This window comes from Xanthobacter autotrophicus, assembly GCF_029991245.1.
Classification (GTDB): Bacteria; Pseudomonadota; Alphaproteobacteria; order Rhizobiales; family Xanthobacteraceae; genus Xanthobacter; species Xanthobacter autotrophicus_C.
The window spans coordinates 1-25,557 of sequence record NZ_JAIVFO010000022.1; the positions used below are offsets into that span (position 1 = coordinate 1).

Below are 25,557 nucleotides of genomic sequence, written 5' to 3' on the forward strand. Positions count from 1 at the left end.
CGCCATCCCTGCCCTCGCCCTGCCCCATCGCGCCGGAGCCGCCATGAGCGCCCCACAGCCCTCCGTCTCACCCGAAGCCGCGCCGCCGGCTGCTCCCGGCAGCCCGCAGGTGTCCATCGTCGAGATCTTCGTCACCTTCCTCGTCATCGGCGCCACCAGCTTCGGCGGCGGCGTGGTGGCCTATCTGCGCAACGCCCTCGTGGTCTCCAAAGGCTGGCTCGACGAGGAGCAGTTCATGACCGCGCTTGAAATCTCGCAGGCCCTGCCCGGCCTCAACGCCACCAACATGAGCGTCATCGTCGGCGACCGGCTGCGCGGCCCCGTGGGCGCCATCGCGGGCTTCCTCGGCATGACCCTGCCGGGGGGCCTGCTGGTGTTCGCGCTCGGCGTCTTCTACGCCTCGAATCACGGCAACCCGGCCATGCACAGCGTGCTCGCCGGCATTGGCGCATCCTCCGTGGGGCTGCTCGCCGCCGTGACCCTGCAGATCGGACACAAGCAGTTGGAACACCTCACCGAAATCGCCCTGGTGGTGATTACGGTGGTGATGGTGAGCTTCCTCCACATCTCCCTGCTCGCGGTGCTGCTCACGGTGCTGCCGCTCGCCTTGTTCATCTACCGGCCGCGCAGCGGCGACGGTCCCAAGATCACAGGGGAGGAGGCCCCATGAGCCAGTCCAATGCGGACCTGAGCCTGCTTGGCGTCTTCTCCCTGTTGTCCATGCTGGCCATCGGCGGCGGCACGGCGGTGCTGCCGGAGATGAAGTCGCTCACGGTGGACGCCCACCAGTGGATCACCGACAGCCAGTTCCGCGACATCTACAGCCTCGGCCAGGTGGCGCCGGGTCCCAACATGCTGATGGTGATCGTCATCGGCTATCACGTGGCCGGGACGCCGGGGGCGCTCATCGCCTTCACCGGCTTCTTCCTGCCGGCGTCCACCCTCGCCCTGGGGGCGTCCCGCCTGTGGAACCACTTCGAGGGATCGCCGTGGCGGCTGGCCCTGCAGAAGGCGCTGGCGCCCATCGTGGTGGGCCTCATGGCCTCGGGCATGATCGCCATCGCCCGCACCGCGATCACCGGCATCGAGACCACGCTGCTGGCCGTCGCGGTATTCGCGCTCGTCTATTTCGGGCCGAAGATCAACCCGGCGCTGCTCATCCTCGCCGGCGGGGCGGTGGGCTACCTGACGCTCTCATAGGGTCGGCTGCCAGCCCGGCCACCCGCGCTACTTGCCGGAAAACACCGGGTGCGCCACCCGGTCGCCGGCTTGGATGCCGAGCTTGCGCGCCTGGCCGCCCGCGATCTCCAGCACCGCCCGCACCGGCTCGCCGGAGGAGATGGTCTGCGTGGACAGCGGGGTGGTCATGGCGGCGATGCGGGCGATGCTCCCGTCGGCCCGGATGAACAGCATGTCGAGGGGGATGTAGGTGTTCTTCATCCACATGTAGACGGGCTGGTCCACCTTGAAGTCGAACAGCATGCCCGCCCGCTCGCCCAGCGCCTTGCGATACATGAGGCCGATGGTGCGCTGCTCGTCGGTGCGAGCCACCTCCACCTCGAATGTCACCACGCCCTTGGCCGACGTGATCTCCAGCGCCTCCAGGCTGACGGCCTGCTCGGCCGCGGCCGGCCCCGCCAGCGCGGGAGCCGCCAGCCCGGGTGCAACGGGGGCGAGCGCGAGCGCAAGGCCAAGACACACACGGCCAAGACTCAGACGGCCGACGCTCACACGGCCGAGACCCGCGCGACCCAGAAATCCACGACCCGTCGGCGCGGGGGCCGCGCCGGTGTTCACGATGGCGAATGGCATGATCAGTTGTTCCCGCTGGGACCGGTATCGGCCTTCACTTCGGCGGCCATGAGGCCCTTGTCGCCATCGCCATAGCGCACCATCACCGTCTGGCCGGGCCGAAGCTCGGTGAGGCCATGGCGACGCAGCGTCTCCATGTGGACGAAGATGTCCGGCGTCCCCTCCCCCTGGGTGAGGAAGCCGAAGCCGCGCAGCCGGTTGAACCACTTCACGGTGGCGGGCTCGAAGCCGCCTGTGGGCTCCACCGTGGTGCGGATGCGCGGCTGGGGCGGCGCGGTGTGGACCGCGGTGGACAGGTCGAGGGAGATCACCCGGAAAGCCTGCCGGCCCTTGGCCCGCTGCACCGCCTCGCAGACCACGCGGGCGCCTTCCATGGCGGTCTGGAACCCGTCGCGCCGCAGGCAGGTGACGTGGACGAGCACGTCGGGGCCGCCGTCGTCCGGGACGATGAAGCCGTAGCCCTTGGAGGCATCGAACCATTTGATGGAGCCGACAACCTCGATGAGCCCCGCGGGCTCCTCGATGCCATCCTCCGATGAGCCGGCGGGCCCTGGCCCCAGCCCCAGTGCGTCAGACCCCATGACCACCCCGACCTTACACGCGGCCGCGCACGCTTTGCCGCGTCGGTTTCAGGATAGCAACTCGCCGGGCCTTCGCCCACCCTCTTCACACGCAGGGTCTTACCCGAGAGCCTGCGGCGTCATGCATCCTGTGCAAAGGGCGCAAGCAGGTCGCCGATCTCGGTGCGCACCACAAGATCGGCCATTTCGTCGAAATCCGTGGGCTCGCGGTTGAGGATCACCAGCCTTGCCCCCTTTTTCTTGGCCTTCAGCGGAAAGCCGGCCGCCGGAAACACCACCAGGGACGAGCCGATGACGATGAACAGATCGCACTTGCGGGTCAGATCGTCCGCCCGCGCCATCTCCGTCTCGGGCATGGCCTGGCCGAAGGAGATGGTGGCGGCCTTGATGGGGCCGCCACATGCGGGGCAATCGGGGGCGGAGCCGCCGGAGGCGTCGTAGCGCGTCTTTACCCAATCCAGTTCATACCGCGTGCCGCAGTCGAGGCAGGTGGCGTAGGTGCCGTTGCCATGCAGTTCGATGAGCGCTGCGTCGGGCACGCCGGAGGCCTGGTGCAGGCCGTCGATGTTCTGGGTGATGATGCCTTTGAGCCGCCCGCGTCCGTGCAGCCGGGCGAGCGCCCTGTGGCCGCGGCCGGGGCGGGCGACGGCAAAGGCCTCCTCCATGGCGAACTTGCGCCGCCACGCCTCGTTCCGCGCCGCCTTGTGGGCGACGAACACATCGAACGGAATGGGCTTGTTCTGGGTCCACAGCCCGCCGGGGGACCGGAAATCGGGAATGCCGCATTCCGTCGACAGGCCGGCGCCGGTAAAGGCGACGGCGCAGGACGCCTGGTCGAGAAGTTCGGCAAGGCGCACCTGGGCGCCCTTGAGATCGGTGTCGAAGATCATACCTCAGCAGTGCCGGTCCACCGGCACCCTCCACTTGCCCAAACGGCGCTGGCTTTCCCGGCCCGCGCGGACTTACCAACGTCCCCGGTCTTTGACCGGTGCCGAGGGGGTGTCGCTCAAGCGCCGCGCAGGCTTGTACGCGCGGGTGATGAGCTAAACTTATCGCCCGCGGGTATTATCCCCATCCGGAGCGCCGCGCTCCCTCTGAACGACGAGACCGCCCATGCGCTTTCTGCACACCATGGTCCGCGTGACCGATATCGACCAGTCGCTGGATTTCTACTGCAACAAGCTGGGGCTGAAGGAGGTCCGCCGCAAGGAGGTGCCGCAGGGGCGCTTTACCCTCGTCTTCCTCGCGGCGCCCGGCCAGGAGGACGTGGCGGAGATCGAGCTGACCTACAATTGGGACAAGGAACCCTATGGCGAGGGCCGCAATTTCGGCCATCTCGCCTTCGAGGTGGAGGATATCTACGCCACCTGCGAGCGCCTGCTGGCGGGCGGCGTCACCATCAACCGTCCGCCGCGCGACGGCTACATGGCCTTTGTCCGCTCGCCCGATAACGTCTCGGTGGAGCTGTTGCAGAGGGGCGGCCCCAAGGCCCCGGCCGAGCCATGGGCCTCCATGGCCAACACCGGCAAGTGGTGAGTCCGGCCGCGCGCCGCTGAAGCCGTCTCCTCCGGTGCCGAGGGCCCTTTCACCCGCCGCTTCGGACTGACCGGAACACGCGGCGCCACAGGCATCGCAACGCCCTGCCGCGGGTGCGCCAAAGTCGGCTTTGGAAATCTCCCCTGCGACCCTTGCGGACCCAGGGGCCTCCCCCTATAACGACGCGCACTTCGATCCCACGCCGGACCGAAGCGACGCGCGCCCTTCGTCTATCGGTTAGGACGCCACCCTTTCACGGTGGAGAGAGGGGTTCGACTCCCCTAGGGCGCGCCAGAAAAATCAACCACTTATCTGACAAACACCAACTCGGTGTCCAATAAATGTCCAATATACGGGGCTGAATGAGCGCGCACGTGGGCGTAGTTCAGGCAGCGATGGGCTTGCGCCTTCACGGTGGGAACGAAGTGGAGCGCCCCGTGCAGCATTTTCAATGCAGGCCAGACGGAACCGAGCCGGATTAGTCCTCGTATGGTGGCAGCTCGAAGTTACGTTGGAGGGACCTCGGCATCGGCCACTGGGGCGTCAGAAGAGGCGCCGGGCGGTCCACGGGGTGCTTTGGCGAGCACTTCACCTCACCGTCAGTGCCTACGCGAAAAATCGAGATCCCCAGCACCGCGCAGGCGGGCTCAATCCGATCAAGCCACATGTCGAAATACCGATCGCTTGGACAGGCCAGCCCGATGCTGGTGTCCCGCATCGTCGTGATTCCGGTCCAGAAGATGGTGTTGAGCAGCGCTTTGGAGACGGCACCATAGGCGGCTCCATCCGATAAGGGGCGATCGATTCGACGGCTGCCCTTCTTCGAGCTGGCTGCTCCTTTCGCCTCAATGGCCCAACGGTGGCGCGTCTCAGGATGCCACGCTGCCACGTCGATCCCATGTTGCCCAGCACGGATTGCGCGCGCTTGGTAGCCTTGATCTTCTAGCCACCGGACAACGGCCTGAGACACGGCATTTTCATCGAGGGCGAACATTCTAGGTGCTTCCCCAATCAGCGACCTTGCTAGCTAGGGGTTGGTGCAACGCCAAGGTGAATCGGTCAACCGCGGGCAATCGGTCCTATGCGTGTGATGCCGCCGGGGAGATGGTGGCACCACCGCGCGCGAAGGCCGCGGCGAAGCTGGCAAAGGGCTGACTCGCCTCGTGGGCTGTGGCTATCACGAGCCGCCCACCAGTTCCCCACCAGCATGGCGCATGAAGGCCCTCGCGTCCGACTCATCGGCAAAGCAGATGACCACATAGTTCATCTTGCCTCGCCGCTCGGCGAGCGGGCGAGGTGCCGCGGAGGGATAGAAGGAAGCTCCCCGGTGAAGGTCGTCCGCATATTCGGCGGGGAACCACACCTGAAAGCGGAAGCCGCGCCGGATAGCGCCAGGGCCGATTTCACCTTTCCTGCGCATCTCGGATGCCCCGAGAAGGCCGACCTCGGACGTAGCCCCACGACAGTTCATGGCGAGCGGCGTTTAGCAGCTCCTCAAGGAGCTGCTGCCCCACCAGGAGCGCCCGGATGGTCTCCCTTGCGTCGCCTCCGCATGCCTCTATGGCGTCGTCAATGTCATGGTCCGAGACGGCAATACGTGTCCGCTCGGCGGGCGGCGGCTCGCTCGACATGGGCGTCTCCGGTGTTGATGCCAGTACGATCCCATGAGAACGAAGAGAGAACAAGACGCCACATTTGGTGGTGCAGCCGCCTCGGCAGCGGGTTGGCAGCGCTCCACCAGTCGGAAAGGGCAATAGTACGCGCCTGAGGCGTGCCGACATGCACCTGTCGTCGAAGCCCCGACTCGCATCATCGGTGCCGGACCTCGGCAGAGAGAATGCCGCGAAGAGGAAGCCGAAGGGTTAGGTGGGCCTGGGCACGGCGTTGCGAAGTGGCAGGGGCTGCCCCATGCGATCAAGGATGCCACTTATCAGGACTCTGCCACCCATAGCGCCCGATGGGCTCGCCTGTGCTAATTCGCCGGCTGGATCGGTACGCGGCTCGCATTGCCGTCTAATCGGCGAGTAGCGAAGTGAGGCGTCCTGTCGGATCGCCAACGAGCGGATGAAACGGCCGGCCGATGTCGTCGGCGATCCGCCGTGCGGCGGCCTCGGCGAGGCTCTGTTGCTGCGCGAGGGTCGCCAAGTCCCGAGCCGGACGTTCGCGTCCGGCGTCGAGACGGCGGCGCTCGAAGATCGCGGCAGGATCGGCGGCCAGGAAGGCGATGGCGTCTAGGCTCAGGGCTGCGAACACCGTGCTGGGGATTTCGAGCAGGCCATCGCGGCCGTCTATGAGACTGTGCCCGTCAAACACGACCGGCAGGGTGGTCGTCCGGGTCAACCGCTCGAAGGCGGCGATCATCAGGGCCTGGTTGTCGAGCACTGGTCCGGTGCGTAGAGCTTCGGAGGTGTCGGGCGCTTGGGCGCGATATTGCTGCTCAGCCTTGATCAGGCTGCTGGCCTGTAGGTGGAGTAGCGGTGTGTGCACCGCTACTCGGCCTATGAGCGTCGATTTGCCAACCCCCGAGAGGCCAAGCAGTGCTACCCGGCGTGTCACACCGCGAACCCTAGATCGACTTGTTTGAGCACCGACGCCACCTGGTTGGGCTCAAGGTGCTTGATCGACTGCGGCGGGTGTCCAGCAAACACCTTGTCGCGCTTGAGCGCCGCCAGTCCGACCGGCGGCTCGAAATGCCCGGCCAGGAGGAAGTTGATGACCTTCATCGGCCGCTGGGCGGAGGCGTCCATGGCCGTCAACTGGGCGTCGGTATAGACAGACCGTCCCCCGGCCAGTCGCCGCAAGTCCTCGGTAGAATGCGCCAGGGTCATCTCCTCGAATACGCCGACGGTGGTGATCGCCTGGGACGGCGGCAGCGCCGCTTACCTTTATAGAAGAAAAGCAGAGCACCGGGCTGGGCGATCCAGGCCTGGGCTCGGCAGAGGTAGACCTTGCGGATGGTGTTGCCGGGCCGGTGAAGACCGACGTCGGCCGAGGTTGGGAATAGGTTCATCTGCGGTTGCTCGAACAACTCTGGGAACAGCACCCGGTGGAAATCCTCCTTGATCGGAATGGCGTATGCCTCGACGCCCGCGCCTGCGGCGAACCGCGGGTAGTTCAGCCGAGCGAGGTCGAACAGCGATCCGCCGTCGGCCACCTTCAGGCGCTCGCGCGGTAGGGCCTTCTCATAAACCCGCTCACCATTGGGTTTGTCGTAGGTGTGGGCGAAGCCATAGTATTCGAGAAGGCCGATCAGGGTCGACTGGCTGGGGTAGGTCGTCAGATAAACGACGTCGTGCTTGTTCGATTGGGCATACCAGAGCACCTGTTTCAACAGCAGCTCGCCAAGTTTCACCCCTCGGCTCTCAGGGCGAACCTTAAAGGTACAGACCTTCAGAATCTTGCCGCCCGGCAGGTGGGCTTCTGTGTCGCCCGGACCCTCGTCCTTACGAACAACAAGGCCGGCGATGCGGCCGCGGTCAAACACCACCCAGCACTTTCGCATCGGCCGGACACACTTGTCGCGCCACCAAGTGTCGAACGGCGGATAATCGGCGCGCAAGGTCGCAAAGATCGGGTCATCGATGGGGATGGTGTGGGCGTCGACCTCCTGCACAGCCGGGAGGTTGACGTTAACCGTCGCATAGGTGCTGCGCAGCAAGGAGACAGCGTCGGCGACGTGCAGCACTCGGCTGGCTAAGGCCGCCGAGGCTCGGAGCGCCCGATCGTGCAGACCCTGGTCCTGAGTAACCAGAAAGTCTACCACCCCAATATCCAGGGCGTGCAGCAGGGTGGCGTCTACGATGTCGTTGGGTTTGCGCAGCGCGCCGTAGCGCGCTTCGAGGGTCGCATTGTCGAGGCCGATCACCCTGGCGATGACCGGGAACTTCTGAATCTTGCTCAGCGAGACGCGGCGGCGGGCGGCGTCCTTGTCGCGTTGGATGTCGTCTACGGATGCCGCGTGGACGCAGATGCCGACGCCATACCGTGCCGCTTCCTGTTGAAGGGCAGCGAAGACGGGCACAACCTCGGCGTGATCCTCAAGGCCGATGAAGACATTCGTATCAATGAGGTATTTCGGAGCACTCATAATGCAGCGCTTCCCGCATCTTGGGTGTCGCGTAGAGGTAGGACTGCGGAGGCTCGAAACCAAATCGCTCGCGCAACTCGCTCAGTTCGAGCGGGCGGCGCAGACGGCGGGCATGCTTGAGTTCGATAGCGACCCCGCTGTCAACACCCTCGAAGTAACGATCAAAGTCCTCACGCGCGATGCAGGCGCGATCAGAAAAGCGGTCCCAAATGTCGCGCGGCGTGCGGCAGTGCACCTCGCCGATCTCGGCCAGACCGAGCAGGGCGCGGGTTGGGCTGGTGGCATAGATGAACGCTATGGCTCCAACCGGCGCGGTCGCAGGAAATCGGCGGCGCAACTCGACGGTCTTGCGGCCCTCGATGATCGCGTCGCAATATTCAGGCTTGATGCTGAACACCACGTCCCGGCGCCGTGGAAAGGTGGCCTCGCCGATGATTGGTAGAAGCAGCTGCTTCTCGTCGACAGGATCGAATTGGAAGGCCGCCTCTCGCATGCTTGTCACCAGCGCAGCCGCGTCGCTGAACTGGGCGTCAATCCGCAAGGTGGCACCAAGGGCGGCGAGATAATCACGCAGGGTCGAGACTAGGATGTCCTTGCGGCCCTCGACGCGGGATAAGGCACCCTGGCCGATGTTGAGCCGGGCGGCGAGGTCTGCCTGAGTTATCCCCGCCAGCTTGCGAATCTCGCGCAGGCGCGCGCCGATATGCTCGTCGCCCTGCGACGGCGCATCCAGACGTGCTTCAAACACCTTGCCTTCGAGCTTCATTACGAACGAATCCTTTAAGGGTCGATATTACGCGGAAGTCATATTGCCGCCAACCCTGACCGAATGAGGGTCCGTAGGACGGCGTTGCGCTCCCGCTCGGGCGACACCGAAAGTCGCCTGCGGCAGAACGGCACCGCTCTTAGGTGGCCTCCGGCAGAAACCTGCTCAAGGTGAGCAGGTTTCCCCATATAGAGCAGTCCATCAAAGTTCGGCTTGTTCCGCTACTGCTTCTCCCCCAGCCACCACCGCCACGGCGCGGAGGTGCGGCGTCGGGAGCGCTAGTCCCTCCGGGGAGAGGGACGCGACACGGAGATGGCGTTCGACGGTGTTGCGTGGCATCCCTAGGTCACGGGCGGTTTGGCTCAGGCCGCCGGGCTTCCGGAGGACAGGCGTGTTGAGAGCAAGGTCGGCAGGGGTGAACACCATTCCATGCGACTGGAATCTGGCAATCATCTCGGCGCGTGTCTCACCCCTTAGGGAGCCCGTGCGACGCTTCCGGCGGTGCTTGCGCTTCGGGGGGCGCTTCGGCTCCTGAGGGGCCTCTGGGGTGATCTCAGAAGCCCATCGTGCGGCATTCCAGCGAGTAGGCGGCATAGCACCTCCAGAAAACAAAAAACCCCGCGAGACCAATCGCGGGGTTTTTCGGATGCCAATTGCTCGACATCGGCTGCATCACTAGCCTATTTCAATATAGCGCCTTCACTGGCTAACTGCAAGACCTGCGATGCGGTCCAGTATGACTTTCCGGAGAGCGTCCATCGGAGCCACCTCTTCTTGCCGAGATAGCCGGACACCGCGCTGTGCCGCGAAATCGACAAGCTGAGCACGGCTCATGCTGGCGTCGCGGCTTCGGCGGGCGGCGTCTTCGCGGTCCCGCTGTTCGGCGGCCTCGTCTTCCTTCTCGCCCGCGTCCCGGAGGTCAATCGGACCTTCATCATCCTTATCAGCGCGGTGGCGGGCGCGAACGGCCGCGAGCGCGGCGGCGAGATCAGGAGCGGCCATGGCGGCGCTCCTCCAGAAAGGCCCGGAGACCGGGGAGGCCATCGCCCTCGGCGATCCTGCCGGCGGCCTTCGGGGGCGTCGAGACCTCGGTCACGGGCCTGGGGCCACGCACGGCCACGAGGGCCTCCGGAAGGTTCGCGGGGGGCTGCGGCTTCTCGGCGGCAGGGGTGCCGCGAACCTGCGCTAGGGCGGCGGCCAGAGTTTTGGGTCCGTTCATTCGCGTGTCTCCAGTTGTGTGGATGGGGCGGCCGGCGCGTTGGGCGCCGGCCGGTTTTCGCGCCTCAGACGCACATCCAAGCCAATTTGTCGCCCGGCCGAACGACGATCCTGCGCGACTCCCCGCCGCGAAGGAACCGGCGGTTGCCAGTGGCTGCGTTCGGGTTCGGACCGATCGAGATGAAGGCCGGCCGAGCGAAAGTATGAATCAGGAAGACCGCATTCGCGTCGCGCACTCCGTCATCAAAAGGCGCACTGTTGACAGTAACGCCGGAATCGCCCGAGCATACCTCGGACCAGAAAAGCGCTTCCGAAATCTGCGGCGCGCCGGAAACGGGCATCGCGCGGTCAAAGCTGATTTCGCACTCAACGAAAAAGTCCATCGTCGAATCCTCGTTTAGCTGTTTTGTGAGTGAATGGTATTTGGCAGCAGATTATTCGGCGGCCTCGGCCGGCGGGGTGATGGGGATCAGCTCTTCAACCTCCGAGACGGCCGGCGGGGCTTCGGGGCGGAGGGGCGGAATGCTCAAGTCGCTAAGCCGCTCGCCATAAATCGGCGCCTGCCACGGGCGGACGCGGCGCTTCTCGAAGGTCTGGCGGGTGACGGGGATGGCGTGGCTGCCGAAACCGGTCTGCACGGTCACGTGGCCAGTCCGACCATCGCGGCTCCGGACCGCAGCCTGATCAACCGGCGCTCCGCCTTCGCCCACCCAAAGCTCCTCAATCTCAGAGGACACCACAGAGCGCGGCTGGCCCGGCAGGTCGCGCACGGATTCGGTTTCAGGGAGCGGAGAGGCGCCCTCAGGCAAATCTCCATTCGCGATCTCGCGGAGGCGCTCGGCGTCGGCGACCAGCTCACGCAGGCGCAGCAGCTCCCCGATAACGATGGGATACTTCGCCAGCAACTCGGTCTGGGCGGTGCGCTGGGCGGCATCGGCCTTGCTGTACGCCGCCCGGCGGGCCTTCTCGGCCTCCTCCAGACGGGCAGCCTCCAGCCGCTCCCTGACGGCCGTCCGGGCCGCCTCGGCGTCCTCAAGGTCGGCGCGGGCGGTGTTGAGCTGGCTCCGGTGAGCAAGGCGGGCTTCGTCACCTCCGAGAAGCGCCTCAGGACGCTTTGCCTCCAGGCCCTCCAGGCGACCGCGTTCGGCCTCGACGGCCGCGCTGGCTTCCGCTTCCAACTTTTCCAAAGCCGTGATGCTGGGCGCCTTGGCGGCCTTGGGGCCGAACGCGCGCGCGATATCGTTGAAAATGCTCATGGTCTTTTCCTTAGCTCTCAGTGGTTTCCGTGGATACATCGGTGTCGAAATTGATCGGTTCGCGGCTCAGTTCGGCGGCGTGCTCGAAGAGCGCCGCCAGTGCTTCGTTACTGGTCTTCGGGTCGTCGTCAGTCATCGCTCTTATTCTCCTTGTGGGTCGGGTTGGTGGTGGGCGGGTTATGGGCGAAGTCCTGAAACTTCTTGCTGGCCTCAATGAGCGTGGCGTCGCACTCCGCCTTGATTTGCTTTCGCAAGGTCACATCTCGTGTGATGCGGGCCGGAAGCCCATCGAGACCGATGCGGTAGGTCGCGATGATCTGATCGAGCACCGCAAAAGCTTCGTCGAGTTCGATCAATCGGCCCTCGGTCTCGGCGTTACGCAGCTCCGCTGCACGGCGCTTTTCCCTCACGAGGGCGAGCTGCTCCTTGTCCAAATCGTTGCTACGGCTGGCCTTTCGGGCATCGGCCAAAAGGTTGCGGATCGACTCGGCGAGCAAGTATTTCCCGCGCGAGGCCCGGACGATCACGCCACGGTCGGCAAGGTTCCGAATAGTTTTGCTGGTGACTTCGAGGAGCGAAGCCAGATCATCTGCGCTTACCTCCTCGGAAAAGATAGTTGCTTTCATGTATTCTCCATTTGGGAAACGGAAAATGGGTTTTTCACGGACCAGATACGCTTGAAATCAGCGCTGCTCGATCAGCGCGGAGGGGGCGGGCCTCCGGAGGACCCACGCACCGCCACCCCCTCGCAGCCTTGGATGACCCGCCAGATCGATTGTAGAGGCCGCTGGCGGGTATTCGTGTCCGCAGGCTATATAGCTGGCTCTGGGATGGTGTGCCTCCAGGCGGCCTCGTAGGCCATTATGCCGCTCATCCGATCTCGTGGGACGGCTCGGGCATGTGGGCAGCTCGGCCGTGGAGCGCCGTGAGGGCCGGAGAGACCTCGGCCAGTTCGCCCCTGAGAGCGATAAGACCTGCGGCTGCCATTTCGGCCACGGCATGCCGGACCGCGTCGCGCCGCATGTCTGCGACATCTGCAATGGTCGAGATGGTCAACGGTTCGCGCGCGGCCTTGAGAGCTGCGAGGATGCGAGGATGGGGAATGATCGCGGCCCGCCTCGCGAGGTCGCGAATGCCGCCCGGCCGGATCGGCGGGGCCGGAGGGGCCGGCTCGAAGGTGCGGATGCCGCGCCCTGGGGGCGACATGTCGGGCGCCGCCGCCGCGATTTGCACGGCGTGTGAGACTGTTTCGTCCGCACGCCTATATATGATAGAAGGAGACGCGGACGAATTAGTCTCATTCATCTTCTGTTTCCGGAAGTATGTGGCACGAGAGACACCCGCGGCCTCCCATGGTTTGGTCGAACTGAGGGCTGCATGGCGGGGCGTCGCTCCGGCCTCCGCCCTTGTCCGAGCCTTGCGGGCGCGCTCGGCTGCGCGCCGCCGGTCACCGGCGGGCAAGTCCCGAGAGCCAACCAGCTTGAGCCCAAGCCCCGCGCGCTCGGTCTCCGAGACGTTAAGGAGCACGCCCAGTGCGTCGGCGGCCGGAAGTCGCCACTCGTGCCCGAGCCGGCCCTCGGCTGCGGCCCTTCGGGTCTCCTGGAGGACCATCGCCGCCGGAAGATCGCCCGCGCCCAGCGCGCGGGCGGCCCGCCTCACGCCCGGCACCGTGGGGCCGTCGCGATCCAGAACAACACCAAGCCGGGCAAGGACATGTGCGAGGCCTGCGGGCGGTGGCAGTTCCTTGCCGTTTTCCACGCGGGAACGGACCAGGGCGGCGACTTCCTTCCGGAGCCGCAAAGCGTTCATGACGTGAGGGGCTAGGCGGGGCGCCATGGGCGAGTTCCCATAAAAAAACCCCGCCGGAGCGGGGTTGCTTTTGGATGGAGTTTTTTGGATCGATCATTTCGCCTGCAACGCGATAGCAGGCAGGTTCGTCAAGAAAATCTCTACCTCGCTCCGCAGGATAAATGACCGGCGGCCGAGCTTGCGCAGCGAAAGACGACCCGCGCGGATATGTTTGTACAGAGTCACCTTGCAAATCCGCAGCATAGAGGCCGCCTCGTCCAACGTCAGGAGGGCATCGGTCATGGGTGTTCTCCAAGCGAAAAAAGCCCGCACGGGGCGGGCTTCGGTGGTTGTGTGGTGTGGTTGTGGAGTTAGGCCCACGGATGGTGCGGGCACAAAAAAACCCGCCATTTCAGCGGGTTGTTGATTAAGGAGACGCCGCACTCGCGATTTTGCAAGACGCAAATCGTCCCTACACACGCGAGAATTTAACGCATATTCCCCATAATGCAACCTCACTTTCTGTACGCGATCAAAAGTTAACGAAACTGTATGTCCTTAATTTACAATGCCTTATAGGTTGTCGGGGCAGATCATATCACGAACATTTGATCGAACCCACTGAGCGATCCGTTTTCAATGGGTGTATTAGTCATTTTTGCAATCAAAAATCGCATTCACGCGCTTCTCAGCTTTGTGACGCTAGCTCCGTGAGGTGCTAGTGGGACCACAGCTTTCGCTGCCAGCTCGTCGAGGGCAGAGACGATGAAGGCCGAATAATGCGCCTCGATCATCGCCGACGAGGTGTCGTGCAGCGCTGCGACCAGACGCACCGGAAGCATCTGTCGCAGGCCGCGCACGATGGAGCTATGCCGCAGCGCATAAGGAACAACGCCAGCCGGCAACCCCGCCCGCTTGGTGATCTCGTGCCATGGCGCGTCAAACTCCTTTGAGTAGGTCCATGGGGTGCGTGCTACGCGCTCCCACTTCATTGGCGCCACCTGCTGGTGCTTCCAACGCACAAGGAGCGGCTCCGTGCCGACGCGCCCCGCCATCGCGGGGCGCAGGGCCTCAATCACGTCCTCGCCTACCGGAACGCCCACCTTAGCAACCTTCTTCGCACCCCTGCCCTTGCGGCTCGCGGGCACCATGATGCGCCCTTGCGCCGATTGCACGTCGCCGACCATGAGCCGTGCGACCTGTGAGAACCGAGCACCAGTGGCTGCGAGCACCAGCACCAAACGGGCCAGATCGCCCTCCCAGCCCCCTTCCCGGTCCACCTCCCACGCGGCCGCGATGATGCGGCGAACATCGGCGTCCGGGAGCACCTGCGCCTCGCGAGCAACGGGCGAATGTCCTCGTTCTGTAGCGGCAAGACCGGCCTTCACTTCCAACACGAAGTGCGCAGGGAGACGCTTGTGATGTTCCTCTGCGGCGGCGTTTAGGGCCGCGCGGAAGTCATTACAGATGCGCCGCACCGTATCGACAGCAAGCCCCTTGTCGGCGACACGCCTCCGCCATTCCTTTAGGCTATCCCGCGTAATCTCGTGCAGTTTCTTATCGTGGATTTCATCCGCGAGGACGTGCTTGGTGAGTTGTCCGCGTGCGGGCTTCCTACCGCCCTGCGCCCCGGTGCGGCGCTCATATGCCTCCACGTAAGCGTCAACCGCGTCCTTCACGGTAGGTGACGGACCGAGTGCAGCCTCACGTTCCTGAACGGCCATGTCGGCAGCACGGCCTCGGGCAAGCACCTGCGCTTGGTGGAACGTCAAAATTGAGGTCCCGTCCGCATCTTGGCTGTCATCTGCGGTCCCGAGGGCTTCGACGGTGTATTGCTCGTCACCCACATAGCGGCGCACGACCCATGTTCCACCGTTCTTCCCTCGCCGGTAGCCAAGGTGAAGCCCGCGATCAAGGGCGCGGAAATAGGGCTTCCTCTGCGGCTTCAGCTTGGCGCGGGCCGCCCTGCTGTCTAGAACCGCATCCCTGACGCGCTTTGCCATGATCGCACAACCTTATTGCTGTGTCCAATAAGTGTCCAATATATGGGGGTGTATGGCTCTGCACAACGGCTGGCATGAATGAACTAACTATTTGATATACCTGAATATGAATGAACACCCGCACACGCATAAAGTGAAATTTCAGAACCCTTTCACGGTGGAGAGAGGGGTTCGACTCCCCTAGGGCGCGCCAGTAGCATTTTTGTCTATTTTTCATCAAGAAATCCAACAGTTTACTGCAACGCACAATCGCAGTGCGTACCCCATCCTGCACCCGGCTCGCGCCTCCTTCGCGGCGACGGGCGCCGGGCTTCAATCCTCGGGGCGCTGCCATCGCTGATCGGTCCGCGTCGTAATCCGATCGGGGGCTGCGGTGGTTCTCCGTGGGCTGGGGGGACAGCGGCCGGCGCGGCACAGCGCGGTGTGGTGCCGCCCGGAGGGTCCTTCAGGCGGTGTCGTCCGCATAGATGCGCACGTAGCGCCCATCGACCTCTACCCCCACGAAACGCTGGTCGAACTGGATGCACAGGCGCTGGGCCGTCGCCACGATGGCATCGGTGCTGTCGGTGCGGATGCGGGCGAGCAGGATCGGACGCCGCCGCCCCTCATAGATCGCATCCGCCTGCTGCACGGTGGCGGAGGGAAAGCTGCGCGCCAGCGTGAGGCAGAAGGCGTCCACGTCCCCATCGCTCAGGGCGCGGCAACTGGTGTTGGGCAGATAGATGAGATGCACCTGCTGCCCGACCGCATGTTCAAGGTGCCGGACAGCGACCGCGTGGCCTTCGATCTCGAAGGCGGCGGCTTCGCGGATCGCATGTTCCACGTCGCGGGCGGTCTTGTCGAATACCTCCTCCAGCATGGCATTGGCGCCGCGACCGGCGTCGATGAGCTGGCGGCACCCGTCCAGATAGCCGAGCTTGCGGTCCGCGCTCCAGCCGGCGGGCGGCGACACGACGATGGCGCGCAGGTTGGAGATGACATCGGCCATCTTGACGATGCGCGCATCCGGGGATTTCGCCGCCATGACGGCGATGCGATGGCGCCGCCGTGCGTCCTTGGGAAGCGACATGTCGTCGGAGTTTTCGGTGACGATGGTGGCCACCCGGGCACCGAACGCCTGCGCCACATCATCCGCGGAATGGGCCGTGTCCTCCACCACGTCGTGGAGCAGGGCGGCAATCAGGAGCTCCACGTCCGCGCCCCCGGTGGCACGGGCGACGAGATCCAGCACCTCGATCAGGTGGTTGATGTAAGGCTCCTGAGCCGCGCCCTTGCGGCGCTGGTTGGCGTGCGCCTCGGCCGCGAAGGCCAAAGCGCGCGTCAGCTCGGTGATGGCCATCATCAGCCGATCCGCATCTCGGGGACGTCACCGTCGACAATGAGGCGCGCGGAGGTCTGGGCGAGGATCTGGTCGATGCTCACGTCCGGCCCGCGCTCCCGCAGCAGAAGGCCCTCGTGGGTCGGCTCGATCACCGCAAGCTCGGTGACGATGAGGCTGATGCGGCGCATGGCGGTCAGGGGCAGAGAGCATTCCGGCACGATCTTGGCCTCGCCCTTGGCGGAGTGGACCATGGCGACCACCACGCGCTTTGCGCCGGCGACGAGATCCATGGCGCCGCCCATGCCCGGCACCATCTTGCCGGGCACCATCCAGTTGGCGAGGTAGCCGCGTTCATCCACCTGCAGGCCGCCGAGTACGGTCATGTCGAGATGGCCGCCGCGGATGAGGCCGAAGCTCATGGCGCTGTCGATGGAGGCCGCGCCCGGCAACGCCGTGACGAATCCGCCGCCGGCGTCCGTGAGGTGCGGGTCCTCCATGCCTTCCGGCGGGCGGGCGCCGAGGCCGATCACGCCGTTCTCAGCCTGGAAATAGACACCGGAATCGTGCGGCAAGTAGTTCGCCACCATGCTCGGCAGGCCGATGCCGAGGTTGACCAGCATGCCCGGCTTGATCTCCTGCGCCACGCGGCGGGCGATCACTTCCTTGGCGCTCATGCCCGCGCGCGGGCGACCCATCACCTTGGCATCCATCACGCGGCCCTCGCGAGCAAGTGGTCGACGAGCACGCCCGGCGTCTTCACCGCGTCAGGCGGGATGACACCGATCGGCACGATCATTTCCGGCTCCACGATCACAGTGCGGCCAGCCAGCGCCATGATCGGATTGAAATTGTGGGCGGTCAGCGAATACATGAGGTTGCCGGCATAGTCGGCCTGCTGGGCGGCAATCAGGGCGAAGTCGCCGTGGATGGGCTTCTCCACCAGATAGCGCTTGCCGTCGATCTCCAGGACCTGCTTGCCCTCTTCCACGGGCGTGCCGATGCCGGTGGCGGTGACAACCGCGCCCAGTCCGACACCCGCGGCGCGGATGCGCTCCACCAGGGTCCCCTGCGGCACCAGCTCGATCTCAACCTCCCCGGCGATCATCTTCTGCTGGATCTCCGGGTTGAGGCCGATGTGGGACATGATCGCCCGGGAGATCGCGCCGGCGCTGACCAGCTTGCCGATGCCGCGGCCCGGCAGGGCGGCGTCGTTGGCCACCACGGTGAGGTTCTTCACGCCGCGCGCCACCAGGGCGTCGATCATGCGTTCGGGAGTCCCCACGCCCATGAAACCGCCGATGAGCACGACCGCTCCGTCCGGAACGAGTTCCGCCGCCTCCTCCGGTCTGATCGCCTTCCTCATGTCCCTCTCCTTCAGCCCGCCGCCGCCTCGGTGCCCGACGACAGCCGTTTGGCTGCGCGGGCGATGACGATTTCCTCGTTGGTCGGAACCACCATGATCCGCGCCCGGCTGAAATCGGTCGAGATCACGCGGGTGTTGCTGTCATTGCGGTCGTGGTCCAGTTCCAGCCCGATCCAGTCCAGCCCGTCGCAGATGCGCCGGCGGATCTTGCGTGAATTCTCGCCGATCCCGCCGCAGAAGACGAGGGCATCGAGCCCGCCAAGGGCCGCAGCCAGGCCGCCCAGCTCGCGGCGGATGCGGAAGACGAAGTAGTCGATGGCCTCGTTGGCCTCCGGCACGCCCGCGCTCTCCAGCACACGCATGTCGTTGGAGATGCCCGACAGGCCGAGCAGCCCCGACTTGGTGTAGAAGATGTCCCGCACCTCGTCGATGCTGCGGCCTTCCTGCTGGACCATGTAGAAGATGACGCCGGGATCCACCTGGCCGCAGCGGGTGCCCATGGGCAGGCCGTCGAGGGCGGTAAATCCCATGGTGGACGCCACCGAGCGTCCGCCGAGGATGCCGCACATGGAGGCCCCGTTGCCGAGATGGGCAACCACCACCCGGCCGGCATGGATCAGCGGCGCGGTCCGCTTCAGCTCCTCTGACACATATTCATAGCTGAGGCCATGGAAGCCATAGCGGCGGATGCCCTTGTCGTAATACTCGCGCGGCAGGGCGAAGACGTCATTGGCCTTGGGGTGGTGACGATGGAAGGCGGTATCGAAGCAGGCCACCTGCAGCGCCTCGGGGAAGGCGGCCTGCGCCGCCTCGATGCCGGCGATGTTGTGCGGCTGGTGGATGGGGGCGAAGGGCGACAGGCGCTTCAGCTCCGCCATCACCTGGCCGGTCACCACCATCGGCGCGGTATAATGGGGGCCGCCATGCACCACGCGGTGGCCGACCACCGATGCCTTGGCACCGGGAAAGCTCGAACGCAGCAAGGCGAGCACGGTGGCGAGCGCGCTGGTGTGATCGGCGGCTTCGGTTGCGGGCAGTTCCCGCTCCACGCGGGCCAGCCGGTCACCGAGATTGGCTTTCAGCCGGGGCTGCCCGCCGATGTTCTCCACGAGGCCGATGGCCATCTGCGCCGGCTCGCCGGAGATGTCGAACAGGCTGAACTTCAGCGAGGACGAGCCGGCGTTGAGGGTGAGGGTGACCGGCAGCATGGTCATCGGGCACCATCCTTCACGGCGGCCTTCAGGGCGCTGATGCGCGCGTGGTGGATGGCGGCGACGGCGCAGGAGGCGAGGCGCGCCTTGGCGCTGTCGGCGCGCGAGGTGAGAATGATCGGCACCTTGGCCCCCATCACCAGCCCCGCCCCCTCCGCATGGGAGACATAGGTCAGCTGCTTGGCCACCATGTTGCCGGCATCGAGGTTCGGCACCACCAGGATATCGGCATGGCCGGCCACGGGGGAAACGATGCCCTTGGTGCGGGCGGCGGCGACGTCGATGGCATTGTCCATGGCCAGGGGCCCGTCCACCAGCCCGCCGGTGATCTGGCCGCGCTCGGCCATCTTGGAGAGCAGGGCGGCATCCACGGACGAGGCGATCTGCGGGTTCACCGTCTCCACCGCGGACAGAACGCCGACCTTCGGCTGGGCGATGCCCAGCGAGATGGCAAGGTCGATGGCGTTCTGCACGATGTCGATCTTGGTTGCGAGATCCGGCTGGATGTTGATGGCGGCGTCCGTCACCAGCAGCGGATGGGCGAGGCCCGGCACGTCCATGACGAAGATATGGGTGAACCGCCGCCCGCCGCGCAGGCCGTTCTCCTTGCGCAATGCGGCGTGCAGCAGTTCGTCGGTGTGCAGGTGGCCCTTCATGAGCGCGCTGGCGCGGTGCTGGGCAACGAGGTCCACCGCCGTGTGGGAGGCCGCGGCGTGATCGGCCACGTCGAGGATCTCGATGCCGTCGAGGCTCTCGCCGCACTCGCGTGCCGCCGCCTCAATCTTGTCGCGGGCGCCGATGAGGATGGGTATGATGAGACGATGGCGGGCAGCCAGCAGGGCGCCGCCGAGGGAGTTCGCCTCCTCCGGCGCCACGACTGCGACGGTGAGCGGTTCCAGCGTCTCGGCCTGGGCCACGAGCGCATCGAAGTGGCGGTGACGCTGAACCAGCAGGCCCGGAATGTCCTGCTCCTCGTATGCGATCTTGGTCCGCGGAGCCGTCACCACCGCCTCGCCCCGCAGCAGCACCTCCTGCGGATTTTCGCGAGAGACAGAGGTGGCCAGCACGACATCGCCGTCGTCCCGCTTCTCGGTGATGCGGACATGCACCACCAGATCGTCGCCGGCCTTGGCGCGGTGGAGGAACTCGAAATTCTGCGAGCGGTAGCGCGTGCCGGCTCCGGGCAGGATGTTGCCGAGCACCGCGGAGATGAGCGAGCCGACCCACATGGCCGGGGCGGTCACCTCGTCGTGCTTGCCGTCATGGTTGAGGTCGTAACCCGGCAGGTGAAGGGGGTTGTGGTTGCCGGAGGCGGTCGCGAACACGAAGAGGTCGTCCGCCGTACAGATGCGGCGCAACTCGGCAGTGTCGCCCACCTGGAGCTCGCTGAACGTCCTGTTCTCACGCTTCATGCTCTGGGCGCCTTCTGTGAGCCGCCCCTGGGACGGCGCCGGGACGATGAAAGTGGCGGACAATCGGTGCCGCCATATCAGCCGATGATGCTGTAGCCGCCGTCGATCTGGTGGACACCGCCGGTGACGTTCGCCGCCTCGCGGCTGGCGAGGAAGGCGGCGAAGGCGCCCACGTCCTCGATGGAGGCGAGGAGGTGGGTCGGCGCGCGTTCGGCGGCGGCGGCGAGGAGGTCATCGAAATGGCCGATGCCGGAGGCGGCGCGGGTCTTCAGGGGGCCGGGCGAAAGCGCATGGACGGAAATGCGCTTCTCGCCCAGCTCCGCAGCGGCGTAACGCACCACCGACTCGAGCGCGGACTTCACGGGACCCATGACGTTGTAATGCTCGACGACCTTCTCGGCGCCGTAGAACGAAACGGTCATGCAGGTGCCGCCTTCTCGCATCAGCGGTTCGGCGAGGCGGATCATGCGCAGGAAGGAGTGGACCGAGACGTCCATGGCCGTGGCGAAGCCCTCCGCCGAGCAGTCGACCACGCGGCCGTGCAGGTCGTCCTTCGGGCAGAAGGCGATGGAGTGGAGCAGCGTGTCGAGCCGCCCCCAGCGGGCCGTAATCTCTTCGAACACAAGCTCAAGCTGGCCAGGAATGCTGACGTCGAGGGGCAGGATCAGCTCGGCGCCGATGGATTCGGCGAGAGGGCGGACATGGGGCTCCGCCCGTTCGTTGAGATAGGTGATGGCCAGCTTTGCGCCCTGGTCGTGGAAGGCCTTCGCGCAGCCCCAGGCGATGGACTGGTCATTGGCGACGCCAACCACGAGCGCCTTGTGATCGTGAAGCTTGAACATGCGCCCCCCAAGAGCGTGCGGACCTTCGCACGACGGCCCAAAGTCCGTTCCCGTGAGACGCTAAATGATGTTTGCATAAGTTTTGCGAAATATTCGTGTCTGTATTATAATTGATCTGTATTAAAACTCATCTCTGCGGCGGTGATTTATAGAGATTCAATTCTCGAAGGTAGTCTGTCCTCAGTCTCCATACAGCCTTGGGTGGACACATCGTCGGGCGCGGTGCAGGGCGAGCCGCCTCGCGGCGGGATCGCGAAAGAGGTCCAGTCACGATCCGCTTCCGCCCGCGCGCGACGGCAGCCGCTCGCCGGCTCCCCGCTCTGGCAGCGCCTGGGCATCGTCTGCCGAGAAGCAGCGATCAAGCCACTCATGGATGGCGGCCAGGGCCTCCGGCTCGTCCAGGAACGGCGTGTGGCCGCGGTCGGGCACCTCGGCATAGATCATGTCGGGGCGTCGGGCCGCCATCGCCTCGGCCGCGGCCCGGCTCACCACGTCAGAATTGGCGCCGTGGATCAGCGCCAGCGGAAGCCCCGCGCAAGCGTCGAACAACGGCCAGGCGTCCGTCGCCGGAGCCGCCAGCGCCTTCTGGAAAGCCTGGCGCAGATCAGGATCATAGGGCAGCGTCACGCCTTCTGATGTCTGGACGTAGCGGCGGATGGCTTCCTCCTCCCACCGCAGTTCCGGCACGTTGTAGAAGCCCGGCATGGCCTGTGGCATGCGGTCGGCGATCTCCTCCAGGGTGGCGACGGCGGGCTCGATGCCGATATAGGCGCCGATCCGCTCCAGGCCGGGACGCTCCATCACTGGCCCCACGTCATTGAGGCAGAGGCCAGCCAGGCGCTCACGGGAGGTCGTAGCCATGAGCATTCCCAAAATCCCGCCGCGGGAGGAGCCGATGACGGCGGCGCGCTCGATTCCGAGATGGTCGAGCAAGGCGAGCGCGTCTTTGCTTTCCTGAACCGCATTGTAGGTGTCGGCCCCGGTCCAGTCGGATTCGCCCCGGCCGCGGCTATCCAGCCGTATCAGCCGCACGTCCCTCAGATGCCGAGCCAAATAGTCGAAATCGCGTCTGTTGCGGGTGAAGCCGGCGAGCGCCAGCACCGGCCGTCCCGTCCCGATGTCCGAGAAGGCAAGGCTGGCGCCGTCCTGCGTCTGAAACCTGTCCCTGATCATGGCTTCCTGAGGCCGCCCCGATTTCTTGGCTGCACCGCGATCATCATCCGACATATTCGTAGAAGCCGCGGCCCGCTTTGCGCCCAAGATGGCCGGCATGGACCATCTGCGTGAGCAGCGGGACAGGGCGGATCCACCTGTCGCGGTCGAACCCCGAGAGCCTGTTTCGCGCGCTCCAGTTCGCGAAACAGGCTCTCGCTTGTTGTTTTAAAGCCGTTTCGGATGCAAAGCCGTTTCACGCTTTTGCTGAAACTGCCCTAGGCTCCCCGGCCCTTGGTGGCCCGGTTGCCGAACGGGTGGCGCGTCTCGACGGCCGCCGTGGCGATGGCCAGGTTGGCGGCCACCGTGTCCGCCAGGGCCTCGGCGACGCCGGGTTCCTCCAGCGGATCGCTGAGGACGTCGCCGGTGAAGGCCGGCAGGCCCAGCACCTGATGGAAACGTTGCAGCAGCGCGAGAGTCTGCGCCGACATGTCGGCGGTCTCGCCCGGCACGTAGCGCACGACGCGCGCCGCCAGCTCCCGCTCCTTCGGGTCGGGCAGCAGCACCGCGAGCGTCTCGATCGCATGCTCGGGCTCGTAGGTGGCGATCACCGTCTGCTCGTGGATGATCATCGCACGCCGCGCGGCGCCGAGGGAGCGGAACGGCTCGTCCTGGGTCAGCACCCGGCTGGAGCGCTCGAGACGGTCGCGGCGCACGGTCCCGCGATTGTCCGCCAGCAGGATCAGCATGCGGATCACCGCCTCGACGAAGCCGCCCCGGTCGATGTTGTAGAGTGCCGCCGCCACCTCCGGCAGGGCCCTGAGTTCGTCGGTGTTCTTCAGCGCGCGCCGCGCCTCGTGGGTGCGGCCGAAGGTCCGCGCCCAGGGCGTGCCCCAGACGGTGTGGAAAACGATCTCGTACATCATGTCGCGGTAATCGCGGATGAGGTCGATGGTCTGCTCGGTGGCGTCCGCCCACAGCGCTTCGGCGGCGAGGAAGGGGTTGTCGGGGTTGGCCTTGGCGCGGCTTTGGCGCACGCTCTCCGCTGCCCGGGCCAGGGCCGGCATGACCGGGTTCCGCGACGACATCAGCGCCCGCTGCAAACGCTCGGGGTGCAGCGCCCGGCTCATCTCCGCCGTGGTCTTGGTCACCAGCGGCTTTACGAACGGACGCACCAGTGCGTCGTACATCTGTGACTGCACTTCCGAGGCGCGGGCCACGGCGGCGAACGGGCGCTCGTCATCGAGGCCGTCGTCGAGCGCCCGGATGTCGTCCAGCGTGCGCTCGATGAAGCCGACCGTGAAAGTCTTGCGGCCGTTCTCCTCCTGCACGTCCTCGATGCGCATCTCATAGAGCCCTGGGGCGAGCGCCTCGATGGTCTCCAAGGTGGAGGCGACCTCGGAGTGCTCCTTGTTGGCGATCTGCGAGGAGACGAAGATGCCGAGGTGGCCGACCTGGTCATGCACCATGTAGATGATGCGCTGGCCGCGGATGCGGATTTCCGTGACGCTGGCGTAGGTCTCGGCGATCCAGTTCAGCGCTTGCTGGGGCGGCGTGATGTTGTCGCCGTGGCTGGCGAAGACGATGATGGGCGAGCGGATCGCCTTGAGGTCGAGCGGGCGGCCCGGCTCGATCCGCGCCTCGTTCTTGGCGAGGCGGTTACCGACGAACAATTGCTCGACGATCCAGCGGATTTCCGGCTCCGTGAGCAGGAAGAATCCGCCCCACCATTTCTCGAATTCCAGGAAGGTCTTGTCGCCCTTGTCGATGTCGCGGAAAATGTCGGTATACTTGCGGAACAGGGTGCGACCCGGATTGAGCAGCTGGAAGTTCATCACCAGGTGCGCGCCGTCGAAGATGCCGCCCCCGATGTCCGAGAGGAACATGGGGATCCAGGTGCCGCCGAGCACACCCGCATTATAGCGCATGGGGTTCTCGCCGACGACGCCGGCCCAGGGCGCCACCGGCGAGCCATTGACCACGATCGGACCGGTGATGTCGGGATTGGTGGCAGCGAGCAGCAACGTCGCCCAGCCGCCCTGGCAGTTGCCGGTCACCACGGGCTTGGGCGCCTTCGGATGGCGGCGCATCACCTCGCGCACGAAGGTGGCCTCGGCGCGGGTGACATAGGACAGGAACTGCCCGGGCTCGGGCTGGCTGCGGAAGGCGACGAAGTAAACCGGATGGCTCTCGCGCAGCGCCACGCCCACCTGGCTGTCGGCCTTGAAGCCGCCGATGCCGGGGCCATGGCCGGCCCGCGGGTCGATGATGATGTAGGGGCGCCTGGTGTCGTCGATGTGCACACCCTCGGGCGGCAGGATGCGCAGCAGCATATAGTTGCAGGGATAGGGCAGATCGTGCCCGTCGACGATGACCTCGTAGTCGTAGATCAGCACCGGCGGGCAGTTCGCCGCCTCGTGCTCCAGGAAGATGTCGCCGCGCTTGCGCAGGGTGTCCATCGTCAGCACGAGGCGCTCGGCGGCGTCGCGCTGGTAGTCCAGCCAGGATTGGGCCAGCCGGCCCATGCCGTACTCGCGATGAAGGCCCGTGACCATGGCGCCGGCATCATCGATCAGGCCGCGGACGCGCTCGGAATGGGTGGTCTCGATGCGCCGGGAATGGCGCGCCGCAGCCGTTGCCACGATATTGGCGGTGCGGGCGATGGCGTCGATCTCGGTGCGCCCCCCGTCCACGCTGCCGCGCACCACGTCGAGCGCATCGCTCTCCACGCGCGGAATGGCAGGCTGCCGACGCGGATCGAACAGATCAAAGACGTTCACCATGGCCTCGTATCCCCCGGGAAGCTATGAAGAGCGTGCTGCTTCACCTTCCCGCCGCGCCGGTTGATGGCGCCCTGCGAATGGATGGCCTGGGGCCGTTCGTTCCGCGCGGCAAATGCAAGTCACCGGCCGCTCCAGCGCCGGGATGATCTATGGCAAACAAATAATTCGGTGTTGTGACACGGAAAGCGGCGGCCTGAGCGGGCCAGCACCCCGATCCGACGCCCTTTCGCGGAGCGCTGCGGGCGGTGTTCGGACCAGCGCCGGCTCCGATCTACGCGAGCGAGCCGGCCGCGAGGCCCGGCAGCGCCCAAAAAACTCTTAAACTGAATTATATGATTGATTTCAGTTATAGGAGAGTTCTCAATTTCATCCAGACTGACGCGCCAGAATATCTCAATGGCGAGACGACGTCGCGGCCGTATGGTT

27 protein-coding genes, 1 tRNA gene and 1 pseudogene are annotated in these 25,557 nt (G+C 65.5%); 4 read left to right on the forward strand and 25 right to left on the reverse strand.

Annotated features, from left to right (window positions below; translation table 11 throughout):
* Positions 1-670, forward strand: a 670-nt coding sequence (locus K9U41_RS06125; RefSeq protein ID WP_349237836.1) for a chromate transporter, incomplete at its 5' end; no start/stop codon positions are given.
* Entirely contained in the window at positions 667-1,200 is a 534-nt protein-coding gene (locus K9U41_RS06130) for a chromate transporter (protein WP_282639973.1), read from the forward strand. The genes K9U41_RS06125 and K9U41_RS06130, both read left to right, overlap by 4 nt.
* Before the next feature lie 27 nt (positions 1,201-1,227).
* Here K9U41_RS06130 and K9U41_RS06135 read toward each other — a convergent pair whose 3' ends face one another.
* The 3 genes from K9U41_RS06135 to K9U41_RS06145 all read right to left on the reverse strand — a co-directional run bounded on the left by K9U41_RS06135 (position 1,228) and on the right by K9U41_RS06145 (position 3,283).
* Positions 1,228-1,812: a DUF192 domain-containing protein gene (locus K9U41_RS06135; protein WP_282639974.1), complete on the reverse strand. Its 585-nt coding sequence runs from the start codon at positions 1,810-1,812 to the stop codon at positions 1,228-1,230.
* A gap of 2 nt (positions 1,813-1,814) precedes the next feature.
* The gene (locus tag K9U41_RS06140) at positions 1,815-2,393 is read right to left on the reverse strand and encodes a cold-shock protein (protein ID WP_282639975.1); all 579 of its coding nucleotides are present in this window, start codon (positions 2,391-2,393) and stop codon (positions 1,815-1,817) included.
* Positions 2,394-2,512: 119 nt separating this feature from the next.
* A complete protein-coding gene (locus K9U41_RS06145) occupies positions 2,513-3,283 on the reverse strand; it encodes an SIR2 family NAD-dependent protein deacylase (RefSeq protein ID WP_282639976.1) in 771 nt (256 codons plus the stop codon).
* A gap of 223 nt (positions 3,284-3,506) precedes the next feature.
* Here K9U41_RS06145 and K9U41_RS06150 point away from each other — a divergent pair, with 223 nt between their 5' ends.
* Both K9U41_RS06150 and K9U41_RS06155 read left to right on the forward strand, forming a co-directional pair.
* Positions 3,507-3,929, forward strand: coding sequence for a VOC family protein (locus tag K9U41_RS06150; protein WP_282639977.1), 423 nt, complete (start codon positions 3,507-3,509; stop codon positions 3,927-3,929).
* Between the two features lie 219 nt (positions 3,930-4,148).
* Positions 4,149-4,223, forward strand: a tRNA-Glu gene (locus tag K9U41_RS06155).
* A gap of 184 nt (positions 4,224-4,407) precedes the next feature.
* Here the strand turns inward: K9U41_RS06155 and K9U41_RS06160 are convergent.
* The 22 genes and pseudogenes from K9U41_RS06160 to K9U41_RS06275 all read right to left on the reverse strand — a co-directional run bounded on the left by K9U41_RS06160 (position 4,408) and on the right by K9U41_RS06275 (position 25,131).
* Positions 4,408-4,923 (reverse strand): restriction endonuclease, encoded by a 516-nt coding sequence (locus tag K9U41_RS06160; RefSeq protein WP_282639978.1) that lies wholly within the window; start codon positions 4,921-4,923, stop codon positions 4,408-4,410.
* A 183-nt stretch (positions 4,924-5,106) separates the two neighbouring features.
* Positions 5,107-5,349 (reverse strand): hypothetical protein, encoded by a 243-nt coding sequence (locus K9U41_RS06165; protein WP_282639979.1) that lies wholly within the window; start codon positions 5,347-5,349, stop codon positions 5,107-5,109.
* 593 nt (positions 5,350-5,942) lie between these two features.
* Positions 5,943-6,485: an ATP-binding protein gene (locus tag K9U41_RS06170; protein WP_282639980.1), complete on the reverse strand. Its 543-nt coding sequence runs from the start codon at positions 6,483-6,485 to the stop codon at positions 5,943-5,945.
* Positions 6,482-8,016 (reverse strand): annotated as a pseudogene (locus tag K9U41_RS06180) (GNAT family N-acetyltransferase). The gene K9U41_RS06170 and the pseudogene K9U41_RS06180 overlap by 4 nt, the downstream one beginning before the upstream one ends.
* Positions 7,991-8,782, reverse strand: a complete 792-nt coding sequence (locus K9U41_RS06185; protein WP_282639983.1) for a helix-turn-helix domain-containing protein — start codon at positions 8,780-8,782, stop codon at positions 7,991-7,993. The pseudogene K9U41_RS06180 and the gene K9U41_RS06185 overlap by 26 nt, the downstream one beginning before the upstream one ends.
* A 699-nt stretch (positions 8,783-9,481) precedes the next feature.
* Positions 9,482-9,784 (reverse strand): hypothetical protein, encoded by a 303-nt coding sequence (locus tag K9U41_RS06190; RefSeq protein WP_282639984.1) that lies wholly within the window; start codon positions 9,782-9,784, stop codon positions 9,482-9,484.
* Entirely contained in the window at positions 9,771-10,001 is a 231-nt protein-coding gene (locus tag K9U41_RS06195; protein ID WP_282639985.1) for a hypothetical protein, read from the reverse strand. Before K9U41_RS06195 ends, K9U41_RS06190 begins: the two co-directional genes overlap by 14 nt.
* 64 nt (positions 10,002-10,065) lie before the next feature.
* Positions 10,066-10,383, reverse strand: coding sequence for a hypothetical protein (locus tag K9U41_RS06200; protein WP_282639986.1), 318 nt, complete (start codon positions 10,381-10,383; stop codon positions 10,066-10,068).
* Between the two features lie 51 nt (positions 10,384-10,434).
* Complete coding sequence (locus tag K9U41_RS06205; RefSeq protein ID WP_282639987.1) at positions 10,435-11,256, reverse strand: hypothetical protein; 822 nt, start codon at positions 11,254-11,256, stop codon at positions 10,435-10,437.
* Positions 11,257-11,266: 10 nt separating this feature from the next.
* Positions 11,267-11,392, reverse strand: a complete 126-nt coding sequence (locus K9U41_RS06210; RefSeq protein ID WP_282639988.1) for a hypothetical protein — start codon at positions 11,390-11,392, stop codon at positions 11,267-11,269.
* Positions 11,385-11,882, reverse strand: coding sequence for a type IV toxin-antitoxin system AbiEi family antitoxin domain-containing protein (locus tag K9U41_RS06215; protein WP_282639989.1), 498 nt, complete (start codon positions 11,880-11,882; stop codon positions 11,385-11,387). Before K9U41_RS06215 ends, K9U41_RS06210 begins: the two co-directional genes overlap by 8 nt.
* 244 nt (positions 11,883-12,126) lie before the next feature.
* Positions 12,127-13,092, reverse strand: coding sequence for a hypothetical protein (locus tag K9U41_RS06220; protein ID WP_282639990.1), 966 nt, complete (start codon positions 13,090-13,092; stop codon positions 12,127-12,129).
* Positions 13,093-13,158: 66 nt separating this feature from the next.
* On the reverse strand, positions 13,159-13,347 hold the full coding sequence (locus tag K9U41_RS06225; RefSeq protein ID WP_282639991.1) for a helix-turn-helix domain-containing protein: 189 nt from the start codon (positions 13,345-13,347) through the stop codon (positions 13,159-13,161).
* Positions 13,348-13,721: 374 nt separating this feature from the next.
* Positions 13,722-15,047, reverse strand: a complete 1,326-nt coding sequence (locus K9U41_RS06230) for a tyrosine-type recombinase/integrase (protein WP_282639992.1) — start codon at positions 15,045-15,047, stop codon at positions 13,722-13,724.
* Positions 15,048-15,492: 445 nt separating this feature from the next.
* Entirely contained in the window at positions 15,493-16,389 is an 897-nt protein-coding gene (locus K9U41_RS06235) for an HD domain-containing protein (protein ID WP_282639993.1), read from the reverse strand.
* Positions 16,389-17,042 (reverse strand): 3-oxoacid CoA-transferase subunit B, encoded by a 654-nt coding sequence (locus K9U41_RS06240; RefSeq protein ID WP_282640010.1) that lies wholly within the window; start codon positions 17,040-17,042, stop codon positions 16,389-16,391. The genes K9U41_RS06235 and K9U41_RS06240 overlap by 1 nt, the downstream gene beginning before the upstream one ends.
* Positions 17,043-17,077: 35 nt before the next feature.
* On the reverse strand, positions 17,078-17,731 hold the full coding sequence (locus K9U41_RS06245) for a CoA transferase subunit A (protein WP_282639994.1): 654 nt from the start codon (positions 17,729-17,731) through the stop codon (positions 17,078-17,080).
* Positions 17,732-17,742: 11 nt separating this feature from the next.
* Complete coding sequence (locus tag K9U41_RS06250; RefSeq protein WP_432715742.1) at positions 17,743-18,939, reverse strand: acetate/propionate family kinase; 1,197 nt, start codon at positions 18,937-18,939, stop codon at positions 17,743-17,745.
* A 2-nt stretch (positions 18,940-18,941) separates the two neighbouring features.
* A complete protein-coding gene (locus K9U41_RS06255) occupies positions 18,942-20,354 on the reverse strand; it encodes a bifunctional enoyl-CoA hydratase/phosphate acetyltransferase (RefSeq protein ID WP_282639996.1) in 1,413 nt (470 codons plus the stop codon).
* A gap of 77 nt (positions 20,355-20,431) precedes the next feature.
* On the reverse strand, positions 20,432-21,196 hold the full coding sequence (fabI, locus tag K9U41_RS06260; protein ID WP_282639997.1) for an enoyl-ACP reductase FabI: 765 nt from the start codon (positions 21,194-21,196) through the stop codon (positions 20,432-20,434).
* Between the two features lie 267 nt (positions 21,197-21,463).
* Positions 21,464-22,468 (reverse strand): alpha/beta fold hydrolase, encoded by a 1,005-nt coding sequence (locus K9U41_RS06265; RefSeq protein WP_432715740.1) that lies wholly within the window; start codon positions 22,466-22,468, stop codon positions 21,464-21,466.
* Between the two features lie 158 nt (positions 22,469-22,626).
* The gene (locus K9U41_RS06275) at positions 22,627-25,131 is read right to left on the reverse strand and encodes a DUF3141 domain-containing protein (RefSeq protein WP_282639998.1); all 2,505 of its coding nucleotides are present in this window, start codon (positions 25,129-25,131) and stop codon (positions 22,627-22,629) included.
* Between the last annotated feature and the right edge of the window lie 426 nt (positions 25,132-25,557).

Bases quoted from the DNA above. Each gene is read 5' to 3' on its own strand.
- K9U41_RS06185 (WP_282639983.1), bottom strand. From the start codon at position 8,782: ATGAAGCTCGAAGGCAAGGTGTTTGAAGCACGTCTGGATGCGCCGTCG.
- K9U41_RS06205 (WP_282639987.1), bottom strand. From the start codon at position 11,256: ATGAGCATTTTCAACGATATCGCGCGCGCGTTCGGCCCCAAGGCCGCC.
- K9U41_RS06225 (WP_282639991.1), bottom strand. From the start codon at position 13,347: ATGACCGATGCCCTCCTGACGTTGGACGAGGCGGCCTCTATGCTGCGG.
- K9U41_RS06245 (WP_282639994.1), bottom strand. From the start codon at position 17,731: ATGAGGAAGGCGATCAGACCGGAGGAGGCGGCGGAACTCGTTCCGGAC.
- K9U41_RS06130 (WP_282639973.1), top strand. From the start codon at position 667: ATGAGCCAGTCCAATGCGGACCTGAGCCTGCTTGGCGTCTTCTCCCTG.
- K9U41_RS06215 (WP_282639989.1), bottom strand. From the start codon at position 11,882: ATGAAAGCAACTATCTTTTCCGAGGAGGTAAGCGCAGATGATCTGGCT.
- K9U41_RS06250 (WP_432715742.1), bottom strand. From the start codon at position 18,939: ATGCTGCCGGTCACCCTCACCCTCAACGCCGGCTCGTCCTCGCTGAAG.
- fabI (WP_282639997.1), bottom strand. From the start codon at position 21,196: ATGTTCAAGCTTCACGATCACAAGGCGCTCGTGGTTGGCGTCGCCAAT.
- K9U41_RS06160 (WP_282639978.1), bottom strand. From the start codon at position 4,923: ATGTTCGCCCTCGATGAAAATGCCGTGTCTCAGGCCGTTGTCCGGTGG.
- K9U41_RS06255 (WP_282639996.1), bottom strand. From the start codon at position 20,354: ATGAAGCGTGAGAACAGGACGTTCAGCGAGCTCCAGGTGGGCGACACT.
- K9U41_RS06200 (WP_282639986.1), bottom strand. From the start codon at position 10,383: ATGGACTTTTTCGTTGAGTGCGAAATCAGCTTTGACCGCGCGATGCCC.
- K9U41_RS06240 (WP_282640010.1), bottom strand. From the start codon at position 17,042: ATGAGCGCCAAGGAAGTGATCGCCCGCCGCGTGGCGCAGGAGATCAAG.
- K9U41_RS06150 (WP_282639977.1), top strand. From the start codon at position 3,507: ATGCGCTTTCTGCACACCATGGTCCGCGTGACCGATATCGACCAGTCG.
- K9U41_RS06135 (WP_282639974.1), bottom strand. From the start codon at position 1,812: ATGCCATTCGCCATCGTGAACACCGGCGCGGCCCCCGCGCCGACGGGT.
- K9U41_RS06195 (WP_282639985.1), bottom strand. From the start codon at position 10,001: ATGAACGGACCCAAAACTCTGGCCGCCGCCCTAGCGCAGGTTCGCGGC.
- K9U41_RS06165 (WP_282639979.1), bottom strand. From the start codon at position 5,349: ATGCGCAGGAAAGGTGAAATCGGCCCTGGCGCTATCCGGCGCGGCTTC.
- K9U41_RS06230 (WP_282639992.1), bottom strand. From the start codon at position 15,047: ATGGCAAAGCGCGTCAGGGATGCGGTTCTAGACAGCAGGGCGGCCCGC.
- K9U41_RS06265 (WP_432715740.1), bottom strand. From the start codon at position 22,468: ATGCCGGCCATCTTGGGCGCAAAGCGGGCCGCGGCTTCTACGAATATG.
- K9U41_RS06235 (WP_282639993.1), bottom strand. From the start codon at position 16,389: ATGATGGCCATCACCGAGCTGACGCGCGCTTTGGCCTTCGCGGCCGAG.
- K9U41_RS06210 (WP_282639988.1), bottom strand. From the start codon at position 11,392: ATGACTGACGACGACCCGAAGACCAGTAACGAAGCACTGGCGGCGCTC.
- K9U41_RS06190 (WP_282639984.1), bottom strand. From the start codon at position 9,784: ATGGCCGCTCCTGATCTCGCCGCCGCGCTCGCGGCCGTTCGCGCCCGC.
- K9U41_RS06145 (WP_282639976.1), bottom strand. From the start codon at position 3,283: ATGATCTTCGACACCGATCTCAAGGGCGCCCAGGTGCGCCTTGCCGAA.
- K9U41_RS06140 (WP_282639975.1), bottom strand. From the start codon at position 2,393: ATGGGGTCTGACGCACTGGGGCTGGGGCCAGGGCCCGCCGGCTCATCG.
- K9U41_RS06220 (WP_282639990.1), bottom strand. From the start codon at position 13,092: ATGGCGCCCCGCCTAGCCCCTCACGTCATGAACGCTTTGCGGCTCCGG.
- K9U41_RS06275 (WP_282639998.1), bottom strand. From the start codon at position 25,131: ATGGTGAACGTCTTTGATCTGTTCGATCCGCGTCGGCAGCCTGCCATT.